Source organism: Micromonospora sp. GCM10011542 (genome assembly GCF_042650685.1).
Taxonomy (GTDB): domain Bacteria; phylum Actinomycetota; class Actinomycetes; order Mycobacteriales; family Micromonosporaceae; genus Micromonospora.
Genome location: NZ_JBHSBO010000011.1, coordinates 20,404 through 40,643 on the forward strand (window position 1 = coordinate 20,404; position 20,240 = coordinate 40,643).

The 20,240-nt window shown below is 75.2% G+C and carries 19 protein-coding genes; 11 read left to right on the plus strand and 8 right to left on the minus strand.

Translation table 11 applies throughout. From position 1 onward, the window contains the following. Window positions 1–26: 26 nt before the first annotated feature. From ACFOW4_RS03280 to ACFOW4_RS03295, 4 genes are read left to right on the plus strand one after another with little or no spacing between them, the layout of a single operon-like run. Window positions 27–659: an ATP-binding cassette domain-containing protein gene (locus tag ACFOW4_RS03280; RefSeq protein WP_377524265.1), complete on the plus strand. Its 633-nt coding sequence runs from the start codon at window positions 27–29 to the stop codon at window positions 657–659. Further along, window positions 656–1,936, plus strand: coding sequence for an ABC transporter substrate-binding protein (locus ACFOW4_RS03285; RefSeq protein ID WP_377524266.1), 1,281 nt, complete (start codon window positions 656–658; stop codon window positions 1,934–1,936). Before ACFOW4_RS03280 ends, ACFOW4_RS03285 begins: the two co-directional genes overlap by 4 nt. Then, complete coding sequence (locus ACFOW4_RS03290) at window positions 1,933–3,699, plus strand: ABC transporter permease subunit (protein ID WP_377524268.1); 1,767 nt, start codon at window positions 1,933–1,935, stop codon at window positions 3,697–3,699. The genes ACFOW4_RS03285 and ACFOW4_RS03290 overlap by 4 nt, the downstream gene beginning before the upstream one ends. Continuing rightward, window positions 3,696–6,116, plus strand: a complete 2,421-nt coding sequence (locus tag ACFOW4_RS03295; RefSeq protein WP_377524269.1) for a hypothetical protein — start codon at window positions 3,696–3,698, stop codon at window positions 6,114–6,116. The genes ACFOW4_RS03290 and ACFOW4_RS03295 overlap by 4 nt, the downstream gene beginning before the upstream one ends. On the opposite strand, the gene ACFOW4_RS03300 is transcribed toward ACFOW4_RS03295, so the two are convergent. Beyond that, a complete protein-coding gene (locus tag ACFOW4_RS03300; RefSeq protein WP_377524271.1) occupies window positions 6,113–7,324 on the minus strand; it encodes an MFS transporter in 1,212 nt (403 codons plus the stop codon). The two genes, ACFOW4_RS03295 and ACFOW4_RS03300, sit on opposite strands and share 4 nt — an antisense overlap. A gap of 76 nt (window positions 7,325–7,400) precedes the next feature. Next, the gene (locus tag ACFOW4_RS03305; RefSeq protein ID WP_377524319.1) at window positions 7,401–7,880 is read right to left on the minus strand and encodes a hypothetical protein; all 480 of its coding nucleotides are present in this window, start codon (window positions 7,878–7,880) and stop codon (window positions 7,401–7,403) included. 342 nt (window positions 7,881–8,222) lie between these two features. Here ACFOW4_RS03305 and ACFOW4_RS03310 point away from each other — a divergent pair, with 342 nt between their 5' ends. Then, window positions 8,223–8,840 carry an ATP-binding cassette domain-containing protein gene (locus tag ACFOW4_RS03310; RefSeq protein WP_377524273.1) on the plus strand — a complete coding sequence of 206 codons (618 nt, stop codon included), beginning with the start codon at window positions 8,223–8,225 and terminating at the stop codon, window positions 8,838–8,840. Then, complete coding sequence (locus tag ACFOW4_RS03315; RefSeq protein ID WP_377524276.1) at window positions 8,837–10,258, plus strand: DUF6297 family protein; 1,422 nt, start codon at window positions 8,837–8,839, stop codon at window positions 10,256–10,258. Before ACFOW4_RS03310 ends, ACFOW4_RS03315 begins: the two co-directional genes overlap by 4 nt. Window positions 10,259–10,303: 45 nt before the next feature. Here the strand turns inward: ACFOW4_RS03315 and ACFOW4_RS03320 are convergent, their stop codons facing one another. The 4 genes from ACFOW4_RS03320 to ACFOW4_RS03335 all read right to left on the minus strand — a co-directional run bounded on the left by ACFOW4_RS03320 (window position 10,304) and on the right by ACFOW4_RS03335 (window position 14,118). Next, window positions 10,304–11,335, minus strand: coding sequence for a poly(3-hydroxybutyrate) depolymerase (locus ACFOW4_RS03320; protein ID WP_377524277.1), 1,032 nt, complete (start codon window positions 11,333–11,335; stop codon window positions 10,304–10,306). Between the two features lie 134 nt (window positions 11,336–11,469). Continuing rightward, window positions 11,470–11,667 carry a hypothetical protein gene (locus ACFOW4_RS03325; RefSeq protein WP_377524280.1) on the minus strand — a complete coding sequence of 66 codons (198 nt, stop codon included), beginning with the start codon at window positions 11,665–11,667 and terminating at the stop codon, window positions 11,470–11,472. Window positions 11,668–11,964: 297 nt separating this feature from the next. After that, window positions 11,965–12,567 carry an MBL fold metallo-hydrolase gene (locus ACFOW4_RS03330; RefSeq protein ID WP_377524282.1) on the minus strand — a complete coding sequence of 201 codons (603 nt, stop codon included), beginning with the start codon at window positions 12,565–12,567 and terminating at the stop codon, window positions 11,965–11,967. Window positions 12,568–12,585: 18 nt separating this feature from the next. Further along, a complete protein-coding gene (locus ACFOW4_RS03335) occupies window positions 12,586–14,118 on the minus strand; it encodes a multicopper oxidase family protein (RefSeq protein WP_377524285.1) in 1,533 nt (510 codons plus the stop codon). A 206-nt stretch (window positions 14,119–14,324) separates the two neighbouring features. Between ACFOW4_RS03335 and ACFOW4_RS03340 the strand changes: the two genes are divergently transcribed. Next, window positions 14,325–14,753, plus strand: a complete 429-nt coding sequence (locus ACFOW4_RS03340; RefSeq protein ID WP_377524286.1) for an archease — start codon at window positions 14,325–14,327, stop codon at window positions 14,751–14,753. Window positions 14,754–14,779: 26 nt separating this feature from the next. On the opposite strand, the gene ACFOW4_RS03345 is transcribed toward ACFOW4_RS03340, so the two are convergent. Beyond that, complete coding sequence (locus ACFOW4_RS03345) at window positions 14,780–16,198, minus strand: RtcB family protein (RefSeq protein ID WP_377524288.1); 1,419 nt, start codon at window positions 16,196–16,198, stop codon at window positions 14,780–14,782. A gap of 74 nt (window positions 16,199–16,272) precedes the next feature. Between ACFOW4_RS03345 and ACFOW4_RS03350 the strand changes: the two genes are divergently transcribed. Beyond that, the gene (locus ACFOW4_RS03350) at window positions 16,273–17,079 is read left to right on the plus strand and encodes an SDR family oxidoreductase (RefSeq protein ID WP_377524290.1); all 807 of its coding nucleotides are present in this window, start codon (window positions 16,273–16,275) and stop codon (window positions 17,077–17,079) included. Between the two features lie 6 nt (window positions 17,080–17,085). Here ACFOW4_RS03350 and ACFOW4_RS03355 read toward each other — a convergent pair whose 3' ends face one another. Further along, the gene (locus ACFOW4_RS03355) at window positions 17,086–17,694 is read right to left on the minus strand and encodes a hypothetical protein (RefSeq protein WP_377524292.1); all 609 of its coding nucleotides are present in this window, start codon (window positions 17,692–17,694) and stop codon (window positions 17,086–17,088) included. A 93-nt stretch (window positions 17,695–17,787) separates the two neighbouring features. Between ACFOW4_RS03355 and ACFOW4_RS03360 the strand changes: the two genes are divergently transcribed. The 3 genes from ACFOW4_RS03360 (at window position 17,788) to ACFOW4_RS03370 (ending at window position 20,203) form a co-directional block, all read left to right on the plus strand. Beyond that, the gene (locus ACFOW4_RS03360) at window positions 17,788–18,888 is read left to right on the plus strand and encodes a DUF5919 domain-containing protein (RefSeq protein WP_377524294.1); all 1,101 of its coding nucleotides are present in this window, start codon (window positions 17,788–17,790) and stop codon (window positions 18,886–18,888) included. Between the two features lie 83 nt (window positions 18,889–18,971). Next, the gene (locus ACFOW4_RS03365; RefSeq protein ID WP_377524296.1) at window positions 18,972–19,877 is read left to right on the plus strand and encodes a pentapeptide repeat-containing protein; all 906 of its coding nucleotides are present in this window, start codon (window positions 18,972–18,974) and stop codon (window positions 19,875–19,877) included. Between the two features lie 89 nt (window positions 19,878–19,966). Further along, window positions 19,967–20,203, plus strand: coding sequence for a preprotein translocase YidC (locus ACFOW4_RS03370; RefSeq protein ID WP_377524297.1), 237 nt, complete (start codon window positions 19,967–19,969; stop codon window positions 20,201–20,203). Window positions 20,204–20,240: the final 37 nt, after the last annotated feature.

A 20,240-nucleotide genomic window follows, 5' to 3' on the forward strand; every position in this document is an offset into this window, starting at 1 on the left:
GGGATGGATTCCGACCGTCACCGGAGGTGAGGGCCACGCTACGGCTACGCGCACTGGTCGCCGTCCCCGGCACCGGGCCGGTGACCCTCGACGTACCCGCAGGCGCGCTGGCCGCCCTGGTGGCGCCGCCCCGAATCGGCACCGCGGTGGCCCGGGTGCTGGCCGGCCTGGCCGCCCCGGTCGCCGGGCGGGTGCTGGTCGGTGACCGCGACGTCACCGCCCTGCCGCCGGCGCGCCGGCAGATCGGGTACGTGCCGGCCGGCGGCGCTCTGCTCCCCCAGCTCACCGTGCGGCGCAACATCGAGTACGGCCAGCGCAAGCGTGAGCGGGTGCACGAGGTCGCCGACGACTGGACGGCCACCGTCGTCGACCGACTGGAGCTGGCGCCGACGCTCACCCTGCTGCCGCACCTGCTCTCCGACGCCCAGCGGTTCCGGGTCGCGCTGGCCCGGGCGGCGGCCTGCCTGCCCGAGGTGCTCGTCGTCGACCTGCCCGGCGGCCTGACGGGTGGCAGCCGCCTCGGTGACCTGATGCCCCGGCTCTCCCCGCCGGACGCCCCCGGGGTGGCGGTGCTGGTCTGCACCGCCGAGCCGGCCACGCTGGCCGAGATCCCGCACCGCCACGAGCTGGTCACCGAACCCGACGGGGTGTCGCGGTGACGCCGCCCGGGCGCCTCAGCCGGCGTACGCTGCTGCGCGCCGCCGCCGCGAGCGCCGCCGCGGCCACGGCCGGCTGCTCCGGCGGGGAGCGGTCGGTGCAGGTGGCCGTGGTCTGGAGCAGCGCCGAGCTGGACCGGTTCCGGGAGGTCGTCGCCGGTTACGACGCGCCGGTGCAGGTGGTCAGCGCCGGCAACGACATCGACGCGTTCCTGCGCGCGCGGCACCTCGCCGGCACGAGCCCCGACGTGGCGATCCTGCCCCGCCCGGGCCTGGTCACCGAGTACGCCCGACGGGGCTGGTTGAGCCCGGTGCGCCCGTCGTCCGGCTACGCGGTGCCCAGCGGGCTGAGCGACCTGCTGATGACCGGCGGTCGGCGCTACGGCGTCTGGGTCAAGGCGGCGCACAAGTCGCTGGTCTGGCACCTGCCGTCGGCGCTGCCCGAGCCGCCCCGCAGCTGGGACGAGCTGGTCGCGCTGACCCGCCGGCTCGGCGCGCTCGCCCGGCGCGGCACCGGTCCGGCACCACTGGCCATCGGCGCGGCCGACGGCTGGGTGCTCACCGACTGGTTCGAGAACGTGCTGGCCGACGTGGCGCCGCCCGGCGGCTACGCCGCGCTGGCCGGGCCGGACGCCGACTGGCAGGGGCCGGCCGTGCGCGACGCCCTCGACCGGCTCGCCGAGCTGTGGAGCGTCGACGGCGCCTTTCCCGGCGGCGGCCGCCGCGCCCTGCTCACCCAGTACGAGGAGTCGGTGATCCAGGTGGTGCACGCCCGGCGTGCGGTGATGGTCTTCGAGGGCGACTTCACCGACGACGTGGTGGGCAGGTTCCGTCGCGGCCCGGAGGTGCCGGCCACCTTCCCGTTCCCGGGTGAGCGGCCGGGCGACGGTCCGCTGGTCGTCGGCGGCGACGCGGCGGTGGTGTTCGCCGGCGCCCAGGGCGGCGTACGGCTGGTCGAGTGGCTCACCGAGGCGGCCAGCTTCCAGCCCTGGCTGCGCGCCGGCGGCTACCTGTCACCGAACACCGCCATCGCGCTGGACAGCTACACCGACCCGGTCCGCCGTCGGCTCGCCGAGGAGATGCGCGCGCCCGGCACGCTGCACTTCGACCTCTCCGACCAGCTGCCCGGCCCGTTCACCGGCTCCGACGGGGTGGGCATCTGGCGGATCATGCAGGACTTCTTCGCCGACGTCACCGACGGGGTGCGTGCCGACGAGGCGATCCGCCGGGCCAGCGGCCAGCTCGCCGCGGAGGGGCGCAACGCGGGGGGCGGCCGATGAGCCAGGCCCGGGTGCTCGGCGAGCTGGCGGTGCTCGACGACGTGGGCCCACCCCGGCGCGGCCGGGCCTATCCGGCGGCGGGGGCCACCTCGGCGCTGCTGCTGCCGGCGGCGGTGCTGCTCGGCGGGCTGGTGCTCTGGCCGGTGCTGCGTACCGTGCACGCCAGCGTCACCACCGACGGCCGCTGGGTCGGGGCGGCGCACTTCCGCACCGCGCTCGCCGCACCGGGCACCGGGGCGGTGGTCGGGCGCACGGTGCTCTGGGCGCTGCTGGTGCCGGCGGTGGTGACCGCGCTGGGCTACCTGCTCGCCGCCGCGTCCCGGCGCTCCCAGGAGGGCGGCCTGGTCCGGCTGATCCTGCTGGTGCCGGTGGCGTTGCCGCTGGTCGTCACCGGGGTCACCTTCCGGCTGATGTACGACCCGGACCCGAGCCGGGGGCTGGCCACCCTCGTCGCGGCGCGGCTGACCGGCCGGGCCGCCGACGACGCCCCGCAGCTGCTCGGGCCGGGCCTGGTCACCGTGGCGCTGATGTCGGCGTTCGTCTGGGCCTGGGTGGGGCTGGCCGTGCTGGTCTTCCGGGCCGCGCTGGACGCGGTGCCGCCGAGCCTCGCCGACGCGGTGCGCGCCTACGGCGGGGGTCGCCGGCACGTGCTGTGGGACGCGCAGTGGCGGCCGCTGCTGCTGCGTACGGTGGCGGTGGTCTTCGCCCTGGTGGCCCTGGGCACCAGCCGCACCTTCGACCTGATCCTGGTGATGACCCCCGGCTCGGTCCGCGACGAGGCCGCGGTGCTGGCGCTGCGGGTCTGGCAGACCTCGGGTGGCACCACCACCGGCGAGGGCGCCGCGCTCGGTGTGGTCTGGCTGGTGGCGGTGGTGGTCGGGATGCTGGTGGCGGCGCTCTTCGTCCGGCAGGCGTTCCCACCCCCGCGCGCCGAGGCGCAACCGACACCGGATCCGGTGGCCCCGCCGCGGCGGGTGTTCCGGCTGCTCGCCGCGATCGCCGCGGTGGCCTGGCTGGTGCCGCTGGTGGTGCTGCTCGCCACGTCGGCGCACCGGCCGGTGGACGCCGCCGCGCGGGGCTGGTGGTCGACCACACCGGACGTGGGCTCGTACGGCGCGGTGGTCACCGGCAGCGAGCTGTGGCGGGCGCTGGCGTTCACGCTGCTGCTGGCCACCGTGGTGACCGCAACGGTGCTGGTGGTGGCGTTGCTGGCCGCGTACCCGCTGGCGTGGCTGACCGGGCCCGCCGCGCAGGCGACCGGGCTGCTTCTGATGGCGGCGAGCATCGTGCCGGTGCAGGTCATCGCCGGGCCGGTCAACGAGGTGCTGGGCGTGGTGCTCTCCTCCGGCACCGCACGCGGGCTGGCCCTGGTGCATGTGGCGCTGGGGGTGCCGTTCGCGGTGCTGGTGCTGCGCAACGCGTTCGCCGACCTGCCCGCCGAGCAGGTACGCGGCGCGCGGCTGGGCGGGCGCCGCTGGTGGGGCACCCTGCGACGGCTGGCCCGGCACAACCTGCCGGCGGTGGTCGCGGTCTCGGTGCTGGAGTTCGTCCAGGTCTGGAACGACCTGGTGGTAGGGCTGCTGTTCAGCGGCCCGGAGGCGGCGCCGCTGGGGCTGTTCCTGGCCGGGCAGACCCGCGGCTTCGTGGCCAACAGTGGGGTTCTCGCCGCCGGGTCGGTGCTCGCCTCGGTGCTGCCGGTGCTGCTGGTGGTGCTCTCCCGGCGGCAGCTCGTCGCCGGGCTGGTCTCCGGTGGTGTCCGGTGACCGGCCCGAGCGGCGGGGGCCGTGCGCCCCGCTGGCCGGTGCTGGTGTCGGTCGGCACCGCGGTCGGTGGGGTGCTGGGCAACCTGATCAGCAACCTGGCCGGCAACCTGCTCTCCGACCTGGCGGTCAGTGTGCTCGGCCGGGCGAGCATCGCGCTGCTGGTCGGCGGCGTGCTGGGTCTCCTGGTGTTCGCGGTGCGCCGGCGGCGGGCCGGGCGGGAGGTCGGGCCCGAGCCGACGGAGGTCGTCGCCACACCGGCCACCGGCGCACCGACCCTGCCCTATCCGGCCGAGTTCACCGGCCGCGACGACGACCTCGACGCGGTGGTCGCGCTGCTCGCGCGGGAGCACGCGGTGGCGGTGCTGGGCCGGCGGGCGGTCGGCACCTCCGCCTGCGCGGTGCAGGCGGCGAACCTGTCCCGGGACGACTTCCCCGACGGTCAGTACTACCTAGATCTGCGCCGCGGCGGCCGGCCCCGATCGGCCCGGCAGGTGCTCACCGCGCTGGCCCGCATCCTGGGCACCACGCCGCCGGTTTCCGGCCGGCCGGACGCGCTCGCCGCGGCGGCCGACGCGCTGCGCGGCCAGCTCGACGGCCGCAAGATCCTGCTGGTGCTGGACAACGTCGACCGTCCCGAGCAGGTCCGCCCGCTGCTGCCACCCACCGCGCGGACGTGCCGGCTGCTGCTCGCCGGCGGTCCCGCGCTGACCGGGCTGGAGGGGGTGGTCGCGCACTGGATCGCCGAGCCCGGCCCGGCCGAGGCGGTGGAGCTCTTCGCCGCTGCCGGCGGGGCCGCGCCGGCCGCCCGACTGCGCCGGGCCGACCCGCGCGCCGACCCGGCGGTACGCGACATCGTCGAGCTGTGTGGCCGACAGCCCCGCACCGTCCGGGCCCTCGGCTACCGCACGGCGCAGCACGGGTGGCGGCACGCCGACGTGCTGGAGGCGCTGCGCCGGGCCGTGCAAACGCCCCCGCACCAGCGGTTCGGCGTCTCGCCGGCGGCCCGGCTGGTCACCGAACGGGACACGGCGTACCGGGCGCTGAGCAGGCCGGCGCGCCGGCTGTACCGGCTGATGTCGCTGACGCCCGCCCCGGTGGACCGGCCGACCATCGCGGCGCTGGCCGGGCGGCACCCGGAGCGGATCTCCGCGTTGCTGGACGAGCTGGCCGCCGCGGGGTTCGTGGTCGGCGCCTCCGGTGACCGGTACGAGATCCGTCCGCTGCTGGCCGGCTACGCCCGGCTGCACCTGCGCGACGCCGAGCCGGTCCGGGCCCGGGTCGCGGCGCAGGCCCGGCTGACCCGGCACCTGGCCCGCAGGGCCGAACGGCACGCCGCCAACCTCGCCGTGCTCGGCTCCCCGCCGGACCGCGAGTGGTCGCTGCCGCTCGACGACGACCCGTACGGCTGGTTCGACCTGCACCAGGAGCTGCTGCTGGCGGTGGTGCGGGTGCCGGCCGGCGCGGCCGAGACGCTGCCCCGGCGGGTACGTCGCTGGTGGTTCCGGCTGGCCGTGGCGCTGTGCGGGTGGCTCGCCCACGCCGAGCGGTTGGACGAGTGGGAGCAGGTCTGCCGCACGGTGCTGGCCACGCCGACCGCCGACGACCGGCCGGAGATCGCCGGCTGGGCGCACAACGAGCTGGGCGTGCTGCGCCGCCGCCGACACGACCCGCAGGGAGCCGCCGCCGCGCTGACCCTGGCGGTGGCCGAACGTGGCCGCCGGGGCACCGCCCAGGCCCGGATGAACCTGGGGCTGGCCCTGCTCGACCTGGGGCAGCTCGACGACGCGGTGGAGCACCTGGAGCTGTCCCGACGGCACCGCTCCGGCGCGGACCGGGCCGGGCACGCCCTCACCGACCTGGGGCTCGGCGCGGCCCAGCTGGCCCGGGGCGAGCTGGAGACCGCGCACCACCACCTGGTCCGGGCGGCCAACACGTTCCGGTCGCTGGGTGACGCGCGGGGGTACGCGGCGGCGCTGACCGACCTGGTGCTGGTGCACGCCGGCCTCGGCGAGCACCTGGACGCGGCGCAGGCGGGGCGGGCGGCGCTGCGCGAGTACGAGGCCGTCAGCGACCCGACCAGCCGGGCGGCGGCGCTGCTCAACGCCGGTGCGACGCTGCTCACCAGCGCGCCCGGGCAGGCACGGGCGGCGTACGAGCTGCTGGCCGAGAGCCGGCGGCTGCGCGAGGACGCCCGACCCACCCCGGGGCTGGGGCGCACCCTGCTCTACCTGGGTGACGCGGCGGCCGCGCTGGGCGACCGCGACGAGGCGCTGCGGCACTGGGCGGACGCGGCGGGGGTGTGCGAGGAGGTCGGCGACACCGACGGGGAGTCCGCCGCCGAGCACCGCCTGGACGACCCGGACGACCCGCTGGTGACCGGGACCCACCCGCCGGCCCGCAGTGGGCCGCCGCTCTAGCGACGATCGTGTCCGTGGCGCGCCTCGGCCGTGGCCGGCGGCCGATCGTCCTGCTGCGGCGCAGGCGGACGGTGGGCCGCGCCGAGCGCGCAGGCCAGGCAGACCATGGCTGCGGCGAGCAGCGTCGGGCGGGCGCCGAGGTGGACGGCGGCGGAACCGAGCGGGATCGCCAGGGCGAGCGGTCCGAACATCGCGGTGTTGGCGGTCGCGGCCACCCGGCCGAGCAATGCCGTCGACGTGTGCGTCTGCACCGCGGTCACCGCGGCCACCAGGGTCCAGGGCAGGCCGATGCCGGCGAGCACCGCGGCGACAACCGAGCCGGGCCACCAGGGCAGGCAGCGCAGCAGGCAGTTGACGGCGAACAGCAGCGCACCGGCGACGCCGACGGTGACCGGACTCCAGCGGGCGAGGCACCGGCCCACGACGAGACCGCCGATGACGGATCCGGCCCCCTGTGCGCTGAGCAGCAGGCCGAGGAAGGTCGACGGCAGGTCGAGTGCGGTCGTGACGATCTCGTAGGTGGCCGCGGTCGTGAAGCCCGACATGGCTATCGACCCGGCGGCGAGCGCCACGGTGACCCGCATGGTGCGGTGCCCGGTCAGGACGGCGAATCCGGCGCGGAAGCCGTGCTGCCGCGCGGGCTCCGGGTCGGGCGCTGTCCGCTTCAGGTGCACGGCGGCGTACAGGATGGCCACCAGGACCGGCATCGCCGCGCTGAGCACGGCGACGGCGTGGCCGCCGCGCCACGCGTACAGGCCGGCCCCGGCCGCGGGAGCGACGAGCTTCATGCCTTCCTGGGCGCTGGACCGCCAGCCGTTGACGGCACCGAGTTCCGATGGCGACAGCGCCGAGGGCAGCAGCGCCGTTTCGCCCGCGTCGATCAGCACGTAGCCGACGCCATAGGCGCAGGACACGACGAAGATGAGCCAGACCTGGCCGGGCCCGCGTACGGTCAGCAGGCTCAGCAGGACGGTGGTCAGGGCGAGGTTGACGGCCATCACCAGGGGGCGGCGGGGTGCCCGGTCGAGCAGGCCGCCGAGCCACGGCCCAGCCAGCACCGGGACGTACACGCAGAGGCCGGCGAGGGCCGCGAGGCTGGTGGAGCCGGTGAGGTCGAGGATCCAGATGCCGGCCACCAGGGCCATGGCGCTGCTGCCAAAGCCGGACAGCAGCGAGATCGCGACGAACAGGCTGGCGTTGCGGCGCACGGACCCTCCGAGGTTGAGCCGGGATGGCTCAAATCCTCAAGATTGCGCGGAGCCCAGGCAAGAGTGACGGGGCGTGTCAATCTTCTGTTGACAGCAGGGTGTCCAGGCGCGCCGCGACGGCCTGCACCGGCGCCGGCAGCCGGGCCCGGCCCGCCTCGGCGAGGTCGGTGGCGAGGTGGGCGGCCAACGCGTACAGGGGACCCGGCTCGGCGTCGAGGGCGCTCTGCGCGGTGCTGCGTACGAGAGCCGCCCGCTGGAACCGCCCGTCCCACCGCCGATCCGCCTCGATCCACCGCTGGAGATCGGCGACGGCACCCCGTAACGCCGCGACCCGTGCGGGGTACCCCAGGTCGAGTTCGCGCCGCCGCGATCGTCGTGCGGCGGCGAGGCGTTGCCGGCGCTGCTCCGCAGCCTGTCGGCTGCCCAGGCCCAGCGCGGCCGCAACCTGCGCCCACGTCGCGCCGGCATGCCGCGCCCGGTCGATCAGCTCCAGCTCCCGCTCGTCGAGGCGGGCGCGGGCGGCGGCGACGTCGGCCAGCTCGGGCAGCTCGGGCAGCACGTGTCAACGCTACATTGACACGCCGCACGGGCCGGGCCGAGCGGTGGGGCGGGGCGGGCGGCGAGCCCATCATCAACTCCAGGTCGCGGACATGGGGGCATCTCTCCTCCCCGGACACCGCCACATCGGCGACCCGGAGTGGATCGTCCGACGAAGGGCCGAGCCGCGAAGCGCAAAGGGGAATCGGGCCGACCCTGTGGCACGGGGACACTCCGAGATCAAGCAAGACGCGTTGATCAAGCCGGCCAGCGGGCGGCGGGCCGGCGTCGCGGGTGACCGGTCTGACCGACGGGTCGGGCGGTGCCGATCCGTCCGGCCGGTCTGAAAGAGTGTGTGACCGTGGATGCGCTCTCGGTGCGGGGACTAAGCCGCAGCTTCGGCAACCTGCTCGTACTCGACGACGTCAGCTTCACGCTCGCGCCGGGCCGGATCGCGGTGGTGCTCGGCCCCAACGGCAGCGGTAAGACCACCCTGCTGCGCTGCGTGGTCGGGGCTGACCGGCCGGACGCCGGTGAGGTGCTGGTGCAGGGGCGACGGGCCGACGAGACCGATCCGGAGATCCGTGCGCTGGTGGCGGCGGCCCTGGACGACATCGACTTCTTCCCGGACCTGTCCGTGGTCGAGCATCTGGAGTTGCTGGCGTACGCCCACGGCGGCGGCGTCGAACCGGTCGCCGAGGTCCTCGCCGAGCTGGGGCTGGAGCAGGCGCGCGACCAACTGCCGGTGACCCTGTCCAGCGGCCAGCGCCGCCGGCTGGCGCTGGCGTCCTGCTTCGTCCGGCCGCGCCGGGTGCTGATCCTGGACGAGCCGGAGCAGCGCCTGGACGTACGCGGGCGGGAGTGGCTGGCCGACCGGCTGCGCCGCGAGCGGGCGGCCGGCACGGCCGTGCTGCTGGCCTCGCACGACCCGGAACTGATCGACGCGGTCGTCGACGAGCGGATCGAGATCGGCCGGTGACCGCTCCCCCGGCCACCGTCGCCGACACCCCGGCCGGGGTGCCCACCGCCCGGCAGCTGCGGTCGCAGCTGCGCCGCGCCCGCCGCCGGCACCACCCGCACTCCCTGGGCGACGTGCTCGGCGACGCCTACGTCATCGTCCTGTTCACCGCCATGTACAGCTGGTTCCTGGTGGACGCCGGCCGCCGGATGCTGGACTCCCCCACCGTCGGGTCGGCCGAGCCGGGGGTGCGGTGGTGGCTGGCGCTCGCCGCGCTGCTGGCCGGTGCCGGGCTGGCCTGGCAGGGCCTGCGCGCGCTCGGTCCGCTGCTGGTGACGCCGGCCACGCAGAGCTGGCTGACCAGCGCGCCGGTGAGCCGGCGGGCCTGGCTGGCGCCACGGCTGGCACTCCTGCTCACCGCGGGCGCGGGCGGCACCGCGCTGCTCGGCGGGGCGTTGGCGCTGCTCGGCGACGTCACCGACCCGACGGCCCTGGGTTGGGCGGCGCTCGCCGGCGCGGGCTGGGGCACGGCCGGGGTGGCACTCAGCGTGATCGCCCAGGGCAGCCGGGTGGGACGCCGCTGGCCGGCGCTGCCCGGCCCGGTGACCATGCTCGCGGCCGCCGCCGTCACGGTGCTGGTGGTGATCGTGGGCCGCACGGGCGGCCGGCTGCCCCACCCGCCGGCCGCGCCCACCGCCGCCCTGGTCGCGGTCGGCGTGCCGCTCGCGGTCGCGCTGACCATCCTTGCCGTACGCGCGCTGCCCCGGGTGGACCGGGCCACGCTGACCACCGGCGCCCAGTTCGCCAACGCCGCCGCCACCGCCGCCGTGCTGCTGGACCCCACCATGCTGGCCGGTCTGGTGGAGAGCCGGCGCTGGCGTCGGATCGGCCGGGTGCACAGCCGCCGCTACCTGCCCGGGCCACGCTGGTGGGTGCTGCTCCAGGCCGAGGCGCGCCGGCTGCGCCGCCATCCCAACGGCCTGCTCATCTGGGCGGCGCTGGTCCTGGCCCAGTACGCCGTGGCGCTCGCGCTGCCCGGCCTGGCCGGCCCGATCCAGGTGATCCTCGGCTACGCTGCCACCGACCGGCTGACCGGCGGCCTGCGCGCGATCAGCCGGTCAGCCGGGCTGCGCCGGTCGCTCGGCGGCTCCGACAACGCGCTGCGCGGCGTCCACATCGTGCTGCCCGCGCTCGGTGCGGCGCTGTGGTGGGCGCTGACCCTGCCCACCGCCGCCGGCGGTCCGCCCTGGTTGGCGCCGATGCTGGCCGTGGGCGTGGTCGCTGCCGCCTTCCGCACCGCCACCCGCCCGCCGGTGGACTACGGCGGCGCGACGGTGAACACGCCGTTCGGGATGATCCCGGTGGACCTGCTGCGGCAGGGGCTGCGCGGGCCGGCGCTGGTCGCCGTGCTGCTGCTGATCCGGCTGCTGCTGTCCTGACCCGGGCGGACCCGCCCGGGTCAGCCCGGCCCGAGCGGGCGCGGCTCAGCCGTCCAGCCGGCGGACCATGTTCATGATGGTCTCCACCTGGACGCCGCCCTTGATCGGGTAGTTGGTCGCGCCGAGGTAGCCCCACCAGTCCCAGCAGCCGTTCGGATTGCTGCCGGCGGTGCTCGCCTGCGGATAGAGGACGATCAGGTTGTTGGTGTCGGCGTACTGGTTGAGGTTGGCCCGGTCGACGAAGGCGGTGCCGACCGAGCCGTAGCCCTGCAGGCAGCCGTGCAGCGCGACCAGCAGTCGGCACGACTGGCCGTTCGCGCAGGACGACGGGACGTAGGCGAAGCCATTGGCCCCCATGCTCAACCCGGCGGCCCATCCGTTGACCGCGAAGGTGTCCTGGCTGAACCGGATGAGCGTGCCGCCGAGCGGGCCGGTGTTCGGCGCGCTCACGGCACCGAGCAGCTTGCGCAGCAGGGCGTTCTGCGGATCGGTGCCGCAGTTGTTGAGGAACGGCGACGCGGTCACGGTGCAGCCCTGCGTCCCGTACGGGGTGACCCAGGAGTGGCCGGCCGCCGAGGCACTGTCGTACTGCACGCTGGCCCCGAAGTGCTGGTAGTAACGGACCAGGTCGTCGGTGACGGACTTCTTGACGGTGGTGTCGTTGTTGCCGTGGAAGACGTACACCGGGTCGCCGGACAGGTTGCCGACCGGGTCGACCCAGCCGTAGGACGCCCAGGTTCGGGTGTACGTCTGGAGGGCGGTCAGGTTCGTCGGGTACTGGTTGTCGCCGCAGCCGTAGAGCGCTTGGGCGACGTTGTTCTGCGCGCAGTAGTACGGCCCGGCGGCGAAGATGGCCGCACCCCGGATCCGGGAGGAGTACGCGACGTGCAGCTGGGTGGCCATGTAGCCACCGGAGGAGACGCCCGCGACGTAGACGCCGGAGACGTTGTAGGCGCGCAGCGACCCGGCGACCGGGGCCTTGGTCGACGGCGTGGCGGCCTGGGCGGGAGCCGCGGTGGTGAGGATCAGCAGGAGGACGGCGGCCAGGGCGGTGGCGGCTTTCAGCGGTGTGCTCATGGACGCTCCTTGCGAGCGCGGGCGGTGGTGCCGGCGTGCGCAGACGCTATCGTGACATTGACCACAGGAGATATGAGCGGGACGCACACGTCGGGCGGTGTCGATGTGTACCCCTGGCCCATCCCCGGCCGCGCCTAGACCGAACGCAGGGCGGCGGCGATCGTCGCGACGCCCTCCTCGATGTCCGACCCGGAGTTGGCGGCGTAGCCGAGCACCAGCCCCGGCCGGTACGGCCGCTGGCAGTGCCAGGACAGCGGCTGCACCTTCATTCCCCGCGCCAGCGTCGCCGCCGCCAGCTCGGTGTCCGCCACGGCATCGTCGAAGGTGATCATCAGGTGCAGGCCGGCGCGCCGGGTCGACCGTGCCCTCGAAGCGGGGCGCCGCGGCGGTGGGCACGGCCGCGCGTGCGGTCGTGGACCACCCGTCGGCCAGCTCGCCGCCAGGGCGTCGACCAGCCGGGTGACGTCCGGGCCGGCGCCCGGGTGCAGCGCCTCGGCGCGTGCGCCGCAGGGACGGCATGATCGCGGCGGTGTCCCGGCACCTGCCCGGCGCGACCGTGCACGGGGCGGCGCGCGCTGAACCGGTGCGCCCCGGTCAGCCGGTGTCGCCCCGGCCCGGGCCGGGCCGGGTCAGAGGGTGTCGCCCGGGCCGAGGTGGCGGTAGCCGGGGACCGTCTCCGTGAACCAGCCGGCCACGCTCTCCAGGCCGCGTTCGTTGAGCTGCGCGTCGTGGATCGGGTACGCCCGGCGGGCGCCCACCGCCCGGGCGAACCGGATCGCCTCGTCGAGGCGCAACCAGGACCCGTGCGCCGGAAGCAGCAGCGTGTGCACCGGCTCGTCCGGCACGTGGAGCGCGTCGCCCGGGTGGTAGAGGCCGTCGCCGATCAGGTAGCCGAGGTTGGGGCAGTCGGGCTGGCCCTCGTGGATGGCGGCGTGCCGGCCGCCGTGCGCGGTGACCTCGATGCCGGCTGCGGTGAAGCGCTCCCCCGCGCGTACCCGGGTGACCGGCAGCGGGGCGAGGTCGGGCAGCCGGGCGCCCTCCGGGGCGTACACCGGGACGCCGAGGCCGGCCAGGCGCAGCACGTCGACGTGGTCGGTGTGCTCGTGGGTGACCAGCACGGCGTCCGCGCCGACCAGGGCACCCGGTTCGCTCCACGTGCCCGGGTCGACGACCAGCACCTGACCGTCGTGCTCGACCCGTACGCAGGAGTGGGTGAACCGGGTGATCCGCATCGGCCGACCGTACATCGATCAGTCGTGACCGGTGTGTCCGGCGGAGGCCGGCGGCCGGCCCGGCGCCTGACCCGGCTCCACCACCACGAACTGGCCCATCATGCCGCTGTCCTCGTGCCAGAGCAGGTGGCAGTGGAACATGTACGGCAGGTTCGGGTCGGTGTGGTCGGTGAACCGCAGCGCGATCCGCATCGGCCGGTCCGGCGCCAGGTAGATGGTGTCCTTCCACCCTGCCAGCTCGGGCGGCGGGGCGGCGCCGTCCACCGAAAGCACCTGGAACTGCACGTCGTGGACGTGGAAGTTGTGCGGGGTGCCGTCGGTGTTGACCACCTCCCAGACCTCGGTGGTGTCCCGGGTGGCCGCGAAGTCGATCCGGTCCATCTCCATCGACCGGCCGTTGATGCCCCGGCCCTGGAACTCCAGCCTCCGGGTGGTGGCCGCGGTGGCCGGGTCGAGTCGGTCCATGGGCACCAGCGTGTCGGGCACCGGAGGGGCGGGGGTGAGGGTGTCGGCGGCGCGCAGTTGCAGCACGTCGAAGCGGTCGGTGCCGCCGGACGAGCGGCGGGCCAGCGCCCCCACGCCCAGGTCGGGTGGGGTGCTGCGCAGGGTCACCCGCTCGCCGGGGCGGACGTCCACCACGATCTCGGCCCGTTCCCCGGGGGAGAGCCGCACCCGGGTCAGCCGGGCGGTGCGGGCCAGCAGCCCGCCGTCGGTGCCGATCAGCGCAAAGGGCCGTTCGTCGGAGAGCCCGAAGTCGTACGTGCGGGCGGTGGAGGCGTTGAGCAGCCGTAGCCGGATCCGTTCGGTGCGCACGTCCAGGTAGGGGCCGACGGTGCCATTGACCAGCAGGGTGTCGCCGAGCACGCCGATGCTGGCGATCGCGTTGCGGGTCTTGCGGAACTCGCCGCTGCGGGAGAAGGAGCGGTCCTGCACGATGACTGGCACGTCGTCCACACCGTAGGCGCGGGGCAGGGGCAGCGCCGCCTCGCGGCCGTCGTCGACGATGAACATGCCGGCCAGGCCCTGGTAGACCTGCTCCTCGGTGACACCGTGCGGGTGCGGGTGGTACCAGAGGGTGGCCGCCGGCTGGTCCACCTGCCAGGTGGGCGACCAGGTCGCGCCGGGACGCACCGGCTGGTGCGGGCCGCCGTCCATGCGGGCCGGCAGGTGCATGCCGTGCCAGTGCACGTTGGTCTCCTCGCCCAGTTTGTTGACCACGTTCACCCGCACCTGCTCGCCGCGCCGGGCGCGCAGCGTCGGGCCGAGGAAGTCGCCGTCGAAGCCGGCGGTGCGGGTCATCCTGCCGTCGCCGTGGAAGTCTCGCTGACCCTCCCGGGCGAGCAGGTCGAAGACTCGCCGCCCCCGCTCGTCGACCCGCGACTCGGCCAACGGGGGCACGGCCAGCGGACGAACGAAGTCGACCTCGCCGACGGTGTCGGTGGCGCGGGTCAGCGCCCAGGTGCCCACGGCGGCGCCGCCCCCGCAGAGCACCAGCACGCCGGCGAGTACGCCGATGAGCACCCGGACCAGGCGCCGTCGTCGAGTCGGCACGGAAACCACCTCCAGAAGAGTTGCTACATGTAGCCTCTCTTCTTATTGCGGTGCGGGCCAGCCGATCCCGCCGGTTTCCGGGACCGGTCCGGGATGTCCCTGAGGGCGGGTCCGGGGCCACGTCGCACCGACCGGGTGGCTCCCCCGAACCGGTCCGGAACCGCAACGCCCGGCACCACGCTTTCCGGGCGGGCATGATCGAAGGCATGGAACGGTCGACGCGGCGGGGGCACCGGAGCGTGCCGCACACCGCCGACGTGCGGATCGAGGCGTGGGCGCCGGACCGGGAGGGCTGCCTCGCCGAGGCCGTCGCCGCCCTGGTCGACACGTTCGCCGACACGGCCGGCGCCGGTTCGCGGGCTCCCACCGAGTTCCAGGTGCCACCCGGCGACGACGAGGAACTGCTGGTCGGTGTCCTGGATGAAGTGATCTTCCGGCTGGACACCGAGGGCACGGTGCCGCTGGAGTGCGACGTGCGCGCCGCCGAGGACGGCGGCCTGCGGGTGCGCTGGCAGTCGACCGGCACCGACGCGGTGGAACTCGTCGGCGCGGTGCCCAAGGCGGTGTCACTGCACGCGCTGCACATCGGCCGGGACGCGTCCGGCTGGTCCTGCGCGGTCACCCTGGACGTCTGACCGGCTCCGCGAACCGGCCCGACCGCTCAGCCCTTGACCACGCCCAGCGGCGCGAGCCGGGCCACCAGCCGGCACAGCCCCGCGCCCCGCGACGCCTCCACCACCGCCGCGACGTCCTTGTAGGCGTCCGGCATCTCCTCGGCCAGCCCCTTCCAGGACGCGCCGCGCACGGCGATGCCCCGGGCCGCCAACTGGCCGCGCACGTCCTGACCGCGGACCGCCCGGGTGGCCTGGCCGCGACTGCGGGTACGGCCGGCGCCGTGGCAGGTGGACGCGAACGCGGGATTGCCGGCCACGCCGCTGAGCACGTACGACCCGGTGCCCATCGAACCGGGGATCAGCACCGGCTGCCCCACGTCGCGCAGGTCGGCGGGTAGGTCGGCATGACCGGGCGGCAGTGCCCGGGTGGCGCCCTTGCGGTGCACGCAGAGCTGTCGGGAGTCGCCGTCCGACCCGTGTTCCTCGATCCTGGCGAGGTTGTGCGACACGTCGTACACCAGATCCAGACCGGTCCCGGCGACCCGGGTGAAGACCTGGCGGGCGGACTCGGTGAGCAGCTGGCGGTTGGCCCGCGCGTAGTTCGCCGCCGCGGCCATCGCGCCCAGGTACGCCTGCCCCTGCGGGGAGGTCACCGGCGCGCAGGCGAGCTGCCGGTCCGGCACCTGGATGCCGTGCCCGGGCATCGACTTCTCCATGATCCGGACGTGGTCGGTGCAGATCTGGTGGCCCAGCCCCCGGGAACCGCAGTGGATCATCACGCAGACCTGCCCGAGGCGCAGCCCGAACGCGGCCGCGACCGACTCGTCGTAGACCTCGTCGACCGCCTGCACCTCCAGGAAGTGGTTGCCCGAGCCGAGGCTGCCGACCTGGCCCTGGCCGCGCTGCACCGCCCGATCGCTGACCTGCGCCGGGTCGGCGTCGGCCACCGCCCCGCCGTCCTCGCAGCGGTCCAGGTCCCGGGGCACCCCGTGGCCGCGCTCGACCGCGTAGCGGGAGCCGCCGCGCAGCACGGCGTCCAGCTCGGCGCGGTCGGCGAGATGCCAGACCGCGCCCCGGCCCATGCCGCGCGGGACGGCCGGGTCCAAGCCGTCCATCAGCGGTTCGATGACCCGGGCCAGCTCCGAGCGGTCCAGCTCGGCGGTGAGCAGCCGTACCCCGCAGGAGATGTCGAAGCCGACCCCGCCCGGCGAGACCACGCCGCCGGCCGCGATGTCGGTGGCGGCGACGCCGCCGATCGGAAATCCGTAGCCCCAGTGCACGTCGGGCATGGCGTACGACGCGTCGACGATGCCGGGCAGGGTCGCCACGTTGGCCACCTGGTCCAGGGACCGGTCCGCCCCGACGTCCGGCAGCAGTTCGGGCACTGCGAAGACCACCCCGGGCACCCGCATCGGTGCCTCCTGGTCGATCCGGAACCGGTACGGCGACTCCTGGACCAACTCCATGCGGCCGGCTACCCGCCACGCCGGCCGCTACACCTGCGGCGGTTGGGCCGGGCCGCCCCGGGTAGTGCGGGAGGATGCCACAGCGATACGACAACTATCCGAGGATCGCCGTCGTCACCGGCGCGGACTCCGGCATCGGCAAGGCGTGCGCGGTCGTCCTCGCCGAGGCCGGCTTCGACATCGGCATCACCTGGCACAGCGACTCCGACGGCGCCGAGAGGACCGCCGGCGAGGTCCGCTCCACCGGCCGGCGCTGCGAGGTCGCCGAGCTGGACCTGACCCGGCTGCCCGACGCGGCGGCCGTGGTCGACGAGCTGGCCGACCGACTCGGCGGCCTCGGGGTGCTGGTCAACAACGCGGGCACCGGCATCGCGACGCCGTTCGTCGACACCGGCTGGGAGCACTGGCGCGAGGTCCTCGCCGTCGACCTGGACGGGCCGTTCCTCTGCGGGCAGCGGGCCGCCCGGCGGATGCGCGCCACCGGCGCCGGTGGGCGGATCATCAACATCACCAGCGTGCACGAGCACGCGCCCCGGATCGGCTCCGCCGCGTACTGCGCCGCGAAGGGTGGGCTGGGGCTGCTGACCCGGGTGATGGCGCAGGAGCTGGCCGCCGACGGGATCACCGTCAACGCGGTCGCCCCGGGCGAAATCTCCACGCCGATGACCGGCCAGGAGGACGTCGACCCGTTCACGCAGGAGCGGCCGGGCGTACCCGTGGGGCGGCCCGGCGACGCGCGGGAGGTCGCGGCGGTGGTGGCGCTGCTCGCCTCCCCCGCCGCCGCCTACGTCACCGGGGCGTCCTGGCCGGTCGACGGCGGCATGCTGCTGATGGGCCCGCAGGCCGCCGCGCTCACCTCGAACGACTGGCGCTCGGTCTGAGCGGCGTCACACCGCCCGCGCCCTGGACATCCGCAGGACGTAGACGAACTGCGCGGCGAAGGCCAGCACCGCGACCACCACCCCGGCCGGGATCGTCACGCCGTGCCCGACCCCGGCGAGGGCGAGCAGCAGCGTGACGCCGAGCCCGAGCAGCAGCGCGTTGACCGCCCCCACCAGCGCGGCCGTGGTGAGCAGGTACTCCCACGGCCCGGGCCGGGCGCCCACCGACGCCCAGGCCGTGTCCATGGCGCCTTCGCGCACCACCGCGTCGGAGAAGAACTCGTGCTCCGCGGCGAACCGGTGGTGGTAGTAGGCCCGGATGCGCTGGATCCGCTGCAGGGCCAGCGAGTTCTCCACCATCGTCTCCACCAGCCGCAGGAACGTCAGCAACCCGATGACCACCAGGGTGGGCAGGACCGCACCCAGGTACGGCCGGACCAGCGTCGCCTCGCTGGCCACGAAGCCGAGCCCGATCAGCGCGGCCGACAGCACCGACAGGAAGACCGTCGCCCGGCCGGTGGACTCGGCGACCGTACCGGTCCGGGAGGTCTGCAACGCGAAGTGCTCGGTGGTCAGAGCGGAGAGCAGCGCCTGTTCCCGCTCGCTGTCGTCCATTCCACCCGACCCTCCGTTGTCGCCCGAGCCCGTTACCGTCACGATACGAGCGGCGGAGGTGACCCGGCCGCGGAAAGACGGAGGGGGACGCCGATGCCGGGTTGGGGTGGACGGGGCGGCCGGCAGCGACGCGCGTTCGTCGTCGGTGGCGCGCTGCTCGGGGTCGCCACCGTGATGCTGATCGCCGCGTGGCGCAGCACCGGCTTCCTCAGCGACCTGCTGCTCAACCTCGGCGCCAGCGTGGTCCTCGCGGCCATCTCGTACGTCATCTTCGATCCGCTGTTCGAGGAGGCTCGCAAGGCCCGGGTGCAGGAGCACCTCAGCTTCGACCAGCAGGCGTTCGTGACGCGGCTGCACCGTGCCGGACGGCGGGTACGGATCCTGGACACCTGGACGATCCTGCTGGAGCAGCGGCACCGCGAGGAGACCCTGCACGCGGTGCGGTCCGCCCTGGCCAACGGAGCCCAGGTGCAGCTGCTTTTGCTCGACCCCGACTGCACCGCCGCCCAGCAGCGCTCCGAAGAGTTGGAACGGCAGCGGGTGGACGTGCCCCGGCAGATCCGTACGAACCTGCGGCACCTGGCCGCGTTCCAGGAGGCCCTCGACCCGCGGCTGCGGCACCGGTTGCAGGTCCGTGTCTACGACGCCTCCCCGTCGATCCAGCTCTACCAGTGGGACGGCCGAGCGCTGATCTCGTTCTTCCCGATCGGCAAGCTCTCCTTCAACGTGCCGCAGCTGGAGGTCGACATGGACAGCCCCTGGGGCGGGTTCGTGCACGCCCGCTTCGAGGAGCTGTGGGAGCACGGGGAGGCCACCCTGGGCCTGGAGCGGTACTGGTCGATCACGGTCACGCTGCGCCACGACGACTCCGACGTGGTCGAGGTGCAGGTGCCGTACGTGACGGTGGAGGGGCAGCACTACATCGACTGCCGCGCGTTCCGGCTCACCCGGCCGTTGACCGTGCGAGCCCCGCTGCCGCCGCGCACGCCGGGCTCGACGCCGGGGGTGTTCGCGCTGGCCGAGCCGGCCGACGGGGACCGTACGCCGCCGGCCTCGGTGGCCCGGCACTTCGACCAGAAGTACGGGCCCGGTGACGGGAAGCGGGCGCTGCGCCGCCTGGTGCCGCAGCCGCCGGCAGGCACCCGTACCCCCGCACCCCGCTCCACGGCGGTGGTCGACCCGCACGGACGGTGACCCCGGCGGCCCGGGTCGGGGCGAGCGGCGGGACAATGGTGGGCACGCACCGCCGTGTCCACGCAGCGAGGAGGAGAGCTTCCGTGTCGTCCAGCCCCGCCCCACCACCGGCCGCGCCCGGCCGGGACGAGCTGCGCGCGGACTGCTCACGCTGCTTCGGGCTGTGCTGCGTGGTGCCGACCTTCGCGGCGTCGTCGGACTTCGCCATCGACAAGCCGGCCGGGCAGCCCTGCCCGAACCTGCGGGCGGACCACCGCTGCGGCATCCACACCCAGCTGCGCGAGCGGGGCTTCCCGGGCTGCACCGTGTTCGACTGCTTCGGCGCCGGGCAGCAGGTCGCCCAGGTGACCTTCGGCGGGCGCGACTGGCGGGAGGCGCCGGCGACGCTGCCGGCGATGGCCGAGGCGTTCACCGTGCTGCGACCGCTGCACGAGCTGCTCTGGTACCTGACCGAGGCGCTGGCGCTGCACCCGCCGGCGGACCTGCGCGTCGAGCTGGACCGCGCCCGGGCCGAGACGGTCGCACTCGCCGCCGGCGGTCCCGACCAGCTACGGACCGTGGACGTCGCCGCGCACCGCGACCGGGTCAACCCGGTGCTGTCCGCCGCCGCCGACAAGATCCGCACCCGTGGCGGTCGGCCCGGCCCGGACCACCGGGGCGCTCCCCTGCTCGGGGCCGACCTGCGCCGCGCGGACCTGCGCCGGGCCAACCTGCGCGGGGCGCTGCTGGTCGGCGCCGACCTGCGCGGGGTGGACCTGTCCCTGGCCGACGTCACCGGCGCCGACCTGCGCGGCGCCGACCTGCGCGGCGCGGACCTGCGCGACGCTCTCTTCCTGCACCAGTCCCAGCTCGACGCCGCCCGCGGCGACGCGCGCACCGGCCTGCCGGCCGCGCTGAACCGGCCGGCGCACTGGACGGCGCTGCCGCTCACCCCGGTCCGCCAGCCGACCCGGTCCGCCGCCCCCGCCCGGCGCGGCAGACGCCGCTAGCCGCCGTCACCGGCGGCGGACGAGGTTTCGTCGGTGACGACGCCGGGTAGCCACCGCCGACGCGAGACGGCACCGACGGGGGGCACGGCGTGGGGTACCGAAAGCGCGACGGTGAGCAGCCGGCCGACCCGGAGCACGCCGAGGGCGAGGCCGGGCAGGCCCGGCTGGTGCAGGTCGAGGCGGACACCGAGGTCCCGGCGCCGGCCGGCACCGACGTACGACCGGACATCGTGACCGAGGACGACAGCTCGGGCGTCGCCGGCGGCTCCTCCGGCAGCAGCAGCGGCGGATCCAACATGCCCGGGCACCCGGACGCGGCCCGCTGAACGGGCCGACGTTTGCGCCCCGGTCAGCGGGGCACGA

Bases quoted from the DNA above. Each gene is read 5' to 3' on its own strand.
- ACFOW4_RS03290 (WP_377524268.1), top strand. From the start codon at position 1,933: ATGAGCCAGGCCCGGGTGCTCGGCGAGCTGGCGGTGCTCGACGACGTG.
- ACFOW4_RS03320 (WP_377524277.1), bottom strand. From the start codon at position 11,335: ATGAGCACACCGCTGAAAGCCGCCACCGCCCTGGCCGCCGTCCTCCTG.
- ACFOW4_RS03325 (WP_377524280.1), bottom strand. From the start codon at position 11,667: ATGATCACCTTCGACGATGCCGTGGCGGACACCGAGCTGGCGGCGGCG.
- ACFOW4_RS03330 (WP_377524282.1), bottom strand. From the start codon at position 12,567: ATGCGGATCACCCGGTTCACCCACTCCTGCGTACGGGTCGAGCACGAC.
- ACFOW4_RS03340 (WP_377524286.1), top strand. From the start codon at position 14,325: ATGGAACGGTCGACGCGGCGGGGGCACCGGAGCGTGCCGCACACCGCC.
- ACFOW4_RS03345 (WP_377524288.1), bottom strand. From the start codon at position 16,198: ATGGAGTTGGTCCAGGAGTCGCCGTACCGGTTCCGGATCGACCAGGAG.
- ACFOW4_RS03350 (WP_377524290.1), top strand. From the start codon at position 16,273: ATGCCACAGCGATACGACAACTATCCGAGGATCGCCGTCGTCACCGGC.
- ACFOW4_RS03355 (WP_377524292.1), bottom strand. From the start codon at position 17,694: ATGGACGACAGCGAGCGGGAACAGGCGCTGCTCTCCGCTCTGACCACC.
- ACFOW4_RS03360 (WP_377524294.1), top strand. From the start codon at position 17,788: ATGCCGGGTTGGGGTGGACGGGGCGGCCGGCAGCGACGCGCGTTCGTC.